Genomic DNA, 7,228 nt, shown 5'->3' with positions numbered 1-7,228 from the left:
TAGACTCGGGCTGAATAGATTCAAGTGAGGGACGACGCCTCGGCGTTCGGCATCATCCATTCCAACCTGGCGTGTCCAGACGGTTTCCCGCCTGCGTCGCGGCTGCTATAACGGCCGTCGTTGAATCGATACAGTCTCGATGGGTCCGCTTCGGGCGATGCACCTCACGAAAGGCTCACCCATGCTCCGACGCAGTAGACAGGCCGCCTTGGCGGCCGCGTTGTCCCTGAGCGTTCTGCTCGCCACCCCGCTCGCCGCCCGCGCGGCCGGCGCCGGGCACCCGGCGCTGCACGTCACCGGCACGACCACGGACGGCAGGGTGCACCCCCTCGCGGTCGAGTCCCGCCACCCCCGGCTCAGCTGGACGCTGGAGTCGAGCGGGCGCGACGCGGAACAGAGCGCCTACCAGGTCCGTGTCGCGTCCTCGGCCACCGCGCTGCGCCGGGGCAGCGCCGACATCTGGGACAGCGGGCGGCGGATGTCGGACGACTCCGTCGGCGTGACCTACGACGGCCCCGCACGCAGCGCGGGCAGCCGCTCCTACTGGCAGGTCCGCGTCTGGGACGCGCACGGGAAGCCCTCGGCGTGGAGCGCACCCACCTCCTGGGAAGCGGCCCTGGACACGACGGCCGACTGGCACGGAGCCGAGTGGATCGGCGCCTCCGACCCTGAGGCGGGGGCGCCCCTGCTGCGCAAGGACTTCACGCTCGACAAGAGGGTGACCCGGGCGCGCGCCTACGTCGCCGGGCTCGGTCTCGACGAACTGCACCTGAACGGGGCCAAGGTGGGCGACCACGTCCTCGCCCAGGGCGCCTCACCGTACGACCGCAGGGTGCTGTACGACACGTACGACGTCACCAAGTCACTGCACCGGGGCGCCAACACCGTGGGCCTCTGGCTCGGACACGGGTACGGCACGACCTACAGCCCGTACGGTTTCCGCTGGCAGGGACAGCGGCAGGCCGTCATGCTCCTCGACGTCACCTACTCCGACGGCACGCACGCGCGTCTGACCACCGACCCGTCGTGGACGTGGTCGAACGGGCCGGTCACCGCGGACGACCTGTACGCGGGAGAGACCTACGACGCCCGCGAGGAACACCACGGCTGGGACACCCCGCGCTTCGACGACGGCGCCTGGAAGGACGCGGTACGGGTCGACGCCCCCGGCGGCGCCCTGCACCCGAACACCATGCCGCCCGTCCGCGTCACCGACACCCTCTCCCCCGTCGAGGTCACCCAGCCGCGACCCGGCACGTACGTCTACGACTTCGGGCAGAACATCGCCGGCTGGGCCAGGATCGGCGCTCGGGGCCCGGCGGGCACCCGCATCACGATGCGCACGGCGGAGGAGCTCGACGGCGACGGCATGCTGGACACCGCGACGAACCGGGACGCGGCGTCGACCGACCGCTTCACCCTCGCGGGCACGGGCGGGCGCGAGACCTACGAACCGCGTTTCACGTACCACGGGTTCCGCTACCTGGAGGTCACGGGATACCCCGGCACGCCGAGCACCCAGGACGTGCAGGCGAGGGTCGTCCACGCGGACGTGCCGTCCACCGGCTCCTTCGACTCCTCCAGCACCCTGCTGAACACGATCTGGCGCAACAACCGCTGGAGCATCCTGAACAACTCCATGTCGACCCCCACCGACACACCTGTGCGCGACGAGCGCACCCCGCCCGCGATGGACGTCCAGGCCTACCGGGACGCCTCCACCCGCGAGTTCGGCATGGACGCCTTCTACGCCAAGTATCTCAAGGACCTGCCTCCCGGCACGGCCCTGCCCTCCGACGACGTCAAGTCCCAGTACCCCGACATGGCGGGCGGCCAGGTCACGCTGGCCTGGACCCTGTACGAACAGTACGGCGACCGCGACGCCCTGCGCAGCGCCTACCCGGACATGAAGCGCTTCGTCGACCGCAACGCCACCGACGAGCCGTCCCTCGTCTGGCCGGACGACAAGGGGTTCGGCGACTGGTGCCCGCCCGACCACCGGCCGGAGGCCAACGACGGCATGGGCGGACCGGACGCGGGCCAGTGCTTCAGCGAGGTGTCCCTGGTCAACACCGCGCTCTCCTACGACCAGGCCCGCTCCACCGCCGCGGCGGCCCGCGCACTCGGCCACACCGGGGACGCCCGCCACTTCGACGCGCTGTCCGCGCGCATCAAGGACGCCTTCAACGCCCGTTTCCTCAACGCCGCGGGTGACACGTACGGCAGCGGCCGCCAGGTCACGAGCATCCTGCCGCTCGCCCTCGGCCTGGTCCCCGACGACCGGGTGAAGGCGGTCGGCGACCAGCTCGTGCGCACCATCACCGACCACGACGACAGCCACCTCGACACGGGGATCTTCGGCACCCGCTACCTCGTCGACGCGCTGGCCAGGATCGGGCACGTCGATCTCGCGATGACGATGCTGGAACAGCGCAGCTACCCGGGCTTCGGATTCGAGATCGCCCACGGCGCCACGACGAGCTGGGAGCAGTGGCTGTACAGCTCGTCGATGGAGACACACGACCACGCCATGTTCGCGGGCATCAACACGTCGCTGTACACAGTGCTGGGCGGGATACGTCCCGCCTCACCCACGTACCGCGACATCGCCATCACGCCCAGCGTGCCCGCGGGGCTCGATCACGTGTCTGCGACCCAGGACACCGTGCGCGGCCGGGTCGGGAGCACCTGGCGCCGCTCGGGCGACGCCCTCACCCTGACGGTCACGGTCCCCGCCAACAGCCGTGCCCTGGTGACGGTTCCGCTCCTCACACAGGACGCGCGGGTCCGTGCGCCCGAGGGTGCGGAGCGACGGGGCGGAGGCGGCCACGGCGCCACGTACCGCGTGGGTTCCGGCACGTGGACGTTCACCGCGCGCTGACGCGCAGGCACACGGGCTCGGTGGACCGGCGCACTGCTCGCCGGTCCACCGAGCGCCGTTGCGACGGGCCGAGGGTGTGCCGGCTCGCCGGGGTGCCGGCGAGCCCGCCGGGCACCTCGCGTCAGATCCCCGGCACGACCAGGACCAGCCACAGCACCGCCGGCACCACGGCGACCATGATGCCGCCGTACGCCATCAACTGCCGGAAGAAGCGCTCCCGGTCCACGTCCGGGGCCGCGGCGAGGACCAGGGCGCCGTTGGTCGAGAAGGGGCTGACGTCGACGACGGTCGCGGAGACCGCGAGCGCCGCCACCATGCCGACCGCGCCGATCTCGCCCTGCGCCAGGAAGGGCACGGCGAGCGGGATCAGGGCGCCCATGATGCCGACCGAGGACGCGAACGCGGAGATGATCGCGCCGATGTAGCAGAGGAGTACGGCGGCGAGGAGCGGCGCGCCGATGTCGCTGACTCCGTCGCCGGCCCAGGTGATGGTGCCCATCTCCTCCAGGACGCCGACGTAGGTGAGGACGCCGCAGATCAGCAGCACGGTCGGCCAGGCGATCTCCCCGACCGCCTTGCGGCTGGTGTCCGGCCAGACCGCGCTCAGGATCACGGCGAGCGTGATCGCGGTGAGGCCCGCGTCGAGGTCGAAGGCGAGGACGGCGACGACGAGTGCGGCCAGGGCGACGAGGGTCGCGATGCGGGGCGCGTTGAGGCGGCTCTCGGCAGCCGTGGCGGTGGTGGTGACGGTGGAGGCTGCGGTCCCGGCGCCCGGCCCGGTCCCCGGATCGTCGTCCACGGCTGTCCGGCGCCGTGAGAGCTTGAGGCCTCCGCAGACGACGAAGACGACCGCGGCGATGACCAGGTTGGCGATCAACGAGACGAAGAACAGGGCGACTTCGTTGCCGGGGAGCTTCTCGCGCTCCACGATGCCGTTGACGATCGAGCCGTAGATGCTGATCGGCGAGAAGCCACCGCCCTGGGCGCCGTGCACGACCATGGCCCCCATGAGGAGCGGGCTGATGCCGTAGCGGGCGGCGAAGCTGAGGGCGATCGGGGCGACGATCGCGACGGCCGCCGGGCTGACCGCACCGATCGCGGTGAGCGCGCCCGTGATCACGAACATCACCCAGGGGATCAGCGCGATCCGTCCGCCCACCAGGCGGATGGAGGCGTGCACGAGCCAGTCGGTGGTGCCGTTCGCCCGGGCGATCGCGAACAGGTACGTCACGCCGACCAGCACGACGAACAGATCACCCGGGAACCCGGCGAAGATGCCGTCCGCGTCCAGGTCGGCGACCAGCTCACCGACGCCGAACGCGGCGGCGAAGGCGAGCGCACCCATGTTGATCGAGCGGGTGGTGGCGATCACGAAGACCACCGCGAGGACAAGGATCGAGATCAGTTCCGCGGACATCGACGCTCCCGTCGGGCCGGACTGGGCGGTCAAGTGGCCCAGCCACTTGCCCTGTCGGCCACTCAGATTCGAGGGAGCGGTCCCTTCCGTCAAGGGGTACGGCGTGAATTGGCTCAGCCACCGAGCCGGTCCCGCTGCTAGGCTGCCGATGCTTCGCGCAGGAGGTCATGACATGTCCGACGCACTGCGGCCCATGGCCCGCACGAGACTGTACGAGCAGGTGCTCGACCGGCTGCGCGCCTACGCGCCCGAGAGCGGTCTCAAGGCCGGTGACCGGCTGCCGCCCGAGCGTGAACTCGCCCAGCGGCTCGGGGTGTCACGCGCCTCGGTGAAGCAGGCGATCGTCGTGCTCGAGGTGCAGGGCCTGGTCGAGGTGCGGCACGGCGGCGGCACGTATCTGGTCGGCGACAGCCTGGACGCCGAGCCCGTCGAGCGGCTCGTGGAGCGCCGGCGCAGGCTGCCCGATGTGCTGGAGGCGCGCGAGGCGCTCGAGACCAAGCTCGCCGAACTCGCCGCGGAACGGCGCACGGACGAGGATCTCGCCGCGATCCGGGCGGCGCTGGACCACATGGCGGCCGAGATCGACGGGGGCGGCCACGGCACGGACGGGGACCGGCTGTTCCACGCCGCGGTGACCGCCGCCGCGCACAGTGCGCTGCTCGCGGACTTCATGCGGACGATCGCCGAGCAGATCACGGAGAGCCGCCACGAGTCACTGCGCCAGCCCGGACGACCCGGCCGCTCCCTCGCCCAGCACCGTGCCGTCGCCACGGCCATCGAGCGGCAGCAGCCGGGCCGAGCCGCCGCGGCGATGCGCCGTCATGTGCGCACCGTGGCGAAGGTGCGCCTGCTGGCCTGGGACCCGGAGCCGGACGGCGGCTGACTCCGGGCCCCTCCGTCCTACCTGCCGGGCCGCACCGGGCCGATCTGTGTGCCCCGGACGACCTCGACGCGACCGGAGGCCGAGGACTCGCCGGGGATCACGCCGCCCGGCGCCTTCAGCGTGAACCTCGCCTCGTCGGCGCGTGCGCTCCGGCGGGAGAAGGGCACCTGGATGTCGAAGTGCACCGGGCGGCCGGGGCCGAACACCACGGTCTCGTGCTGGGGTCCGTACGGCCTGGTGGTGATCCTCTCGGGCGAACCGGCCCGGTAGAAGCGCACGTCGGTCGGCGAGCCCGCCAGGCGGCAGGGCGCGTACCCGCGCGGCGCCTCGAGCGTCACCCGGTAGTGGCGGTGTCCGCTGCTGGGCCGGTCGGCGGTGATCTTCGCGAGGTGATTGGCCGGGCGGCATGCGGACGGCCGCTGCGGCCCCGTCGCCGGCGCGTCCGCCGTGGCGGCCGTCCCCACCCCGCCGACCAGTGCCGTCGCGGTGAACAGCGCGGCGATCCACTGAGGGTGACGCATCATTCGACTCTCCCGTCTCCGAATCTCGGCGAGCCCGGGCGGACCCCCTCGGGCAGCCTGCCGGAGACGGGACGGCGGACCGGGGAGCCCACACCGCCACTCACCCGGACAGGCCACCGGCCGCGCCCGCTACCCGGCCCGCGGCACGGGCCGCACCGTCGCCGTCCGGTCCCCCGCGTCGAAGACGACGCCGGCCGGCCACGGGTCCCAGCGCGTGCCGAGGCCGCCGTGCTGAGGACTTCCGGTGCGGACGAACGTGCGCAGGCTGCGCGTCATGAGGCCGGCGAGCCGCAGTCGTCCGGGTTCGTTGCGACGGCTGAACGCGAACCTGAACAGGCCTTCGTCGAAGGTGTGGAACAGGAACGGCAGGTCCATGGCGTGGGCCGCGCCGTAGACCGTGTCGAAGGGTGCGGGTTCCTGGTTCCAGTCGAAGGCGTAGTAATAGAGGTGTCTGCCGCCCGCCTTCCGGAGCGCGTTCATGGAGTCCTGGGCGATCCCCGCGAAGATGCTGTCGCCGAGCCGGCCGGACGCCTCGTTCCAGCCGCCGGGGCCGTCGGCCGGGAGGTAGCGGTCGGTGAGGAAGTCCGTGACCGTGTACGGGGACGGCTCGTCGGGGTCGAAGAAGTACTGGTCGGTGAAGCGCTGGTAGTCGCTCGGGCGGTAGGCGCCTATCAGCGATCCGAAGAGTTTGCCTTCCTCCGACGTGTTGCCGGCGAGGACGGGTACGTCGCGGAAGCGCCCGGCCGCGATGGCGGCGTGGACGTCGGTGGGCAGGACCGTGCCGTCCGCGATCACCGCGGGCGGGTCGCCGACGGCGGCGCCGCGCCGCACCTGGGCCCGGACGATGTCCGCGGCGGACATCCCGCGCAGTCGGCGGACGGCCGCCGCGCGGCTCGTGCCCGGTGGGGTGACGTCGGCCAGGAGGCCGTCGGCGTAGGTGCGTGCCGTCTGCGGGGTGGAGAAGAGAAGGCCGCCGCTGAGGGGGACGGCCTTGTGCATGAGGCCCTTGGACAGGGGGGAGGTCATGAGGGCCCAGACGTCGACGGCTCCGGCGGACTGGCCCATGACGGTCACGTTGGACGCGTCGCCGCCGAAGGCCGGGGCGTTGCGATGGACGAAGCGCAGCGCCTCGATCTGGTCCAGCGTCCCGAAGTTGCCGGAGTCCCCCTGCGGGTCACCGGTCCGCAGCTCGGGAAGGTCGAGCCAACCGAACACACCGAGCCGGTAGTTGACGGTGACGACGACGGCGTCGGCCCGGCGGGCCAGCTCGCGTCCGTCGTACATCGGGTCCGCTGAGTACCCGACGACGTTGCTGCCGCCGTGGACGAAGACGATGACCGGCAGGTGCTGTCGTGTGCCCGAGGGGCGGAAGACGTTCAGCGTGAGGCAGTCCTCGGAGCCCACGGAACGGTTCAGGCCGTCGCGGACATCGAGGCCGTAGTGCGGGCCGCTGGGTGCGGGGCTGAAGAGTCGGCCCTGCTGCACGCATCCGTCACCGTAGGCGGTGGCGTCGCGCACCCCCTGCC

The 7,228-nt window shown here is 71.9% G+C and carries 5 protein-coding genes; 2 read left to right on the top strand and 3 right to left on the bottom strand.

Annotated features, from left to right (window positions below; translation table 11 throughout):
- Positions 1 to 208: 208 nt before the first annotated feature.
- On the top strand, positions 209 to 2,881 hold the full coding sequence (locus tag GTW43_RS16235) for a family 78 glycoside hydrolase catalytic domain (RefSeq protein WP_202501505.1): 2,673 nt from the start codon (positions 209 to 211) through the stop codon (positions 2,879 to 2,881).
- Positions 2,882 to 3,002: 121 nt separating this feature from the next.
- Here the strand turns inward: GTW43_RS16235 and GTW43_RS16230 are convergent, their stop codons facing one another.
- Positions 3,003 to 4,298, bottom strand: coding sequence for an SLC13 family permease (locus tag GTW43_RS16230; protein ID WP_161302744.1), 1,296 nt, complete (start codon positions 4,296 to 4,298; stop codon positions 3,003 to 3,005).
- Between the two features lie 172 nt (positions 4,299 to 4,470).
- Here GTW43_RS16230 and GTW43_RS16225 point away from each other — a divergent pair, with 172 nt between their 5' ends.
- Positions 4,471 to 5,181: an FCD domain-containing protein gene (locus GTW43_RS16225; protein ID WP_161302743.1), complete on the top strand. Its 711-nt coding sequence runs from the start codon at positions 4,471 to 4,473 to the stop codon at positions 5,179 to 5,181.
- Positions 5,182 to 5,198: 17 nt separating this feature from the next.
- On the opposite strand, the gene GTW43_RS16220 is transcribed toward GTW43_RS16225, so the two are convergent.
- Together GTW43_RS16220 and GTW43_RS16215 are read right to left on the bottom strand one after the other, a co-directional pair.
- Entirely contained in the window at positions 5,199 to 5,705 is a 507-nt protein-coding gene (locus GTW43_RS16220; protein WP_161302742.1) for a hypothetical protein, read from the bottom strand.
- A 126-nt stretch (positions 5,706 to 5,831) separates the two neighbouring features.
- A partial coding sequence (locus GTW43_RS16215) for a carboxylesterase family protein (protein WP_161302741.1) occupies positions 5,832 to 7,228 on the bottom strand: 1,397 nt, incomplete at its 5' end.

The organism is Streptomyces sp. SID5785 (assembly GCF_009870065.1).
GTDB lineage: Bacteria > Actinomycetota > Actinomycetes > Streptomycetales > Streptomycetaceae > Streptomyces.
Note: the sequence above shows the minus strand (reverse complement) of the source record. Positions and strands in the feature narration are given on the sequence as shown.

Coding starts and splice junctions, on each gene's coding strand:
- GTW43_RS16230 (WP_161302744.1), bottom strand. CDS start 4,298: ATGTCCGCGGAACTGATCTCGATCCTTGTCCTCGCGGTGGTCTTCGTG.
- GTW43_RS16225 (WP_161302743.1), top strand. CDS start 4,471: ATGTCCGACGCACTGCGGCCCATGGCCCGCACGAGACTGTACGAGCAG.
- GTW43_RS16220 (WP_161302742.1), bottom strand. CDS start 5,705: ATGATGCGTCACCCTCAGTGGATCGCCGCGCTGTTCACCGCGACGGCA.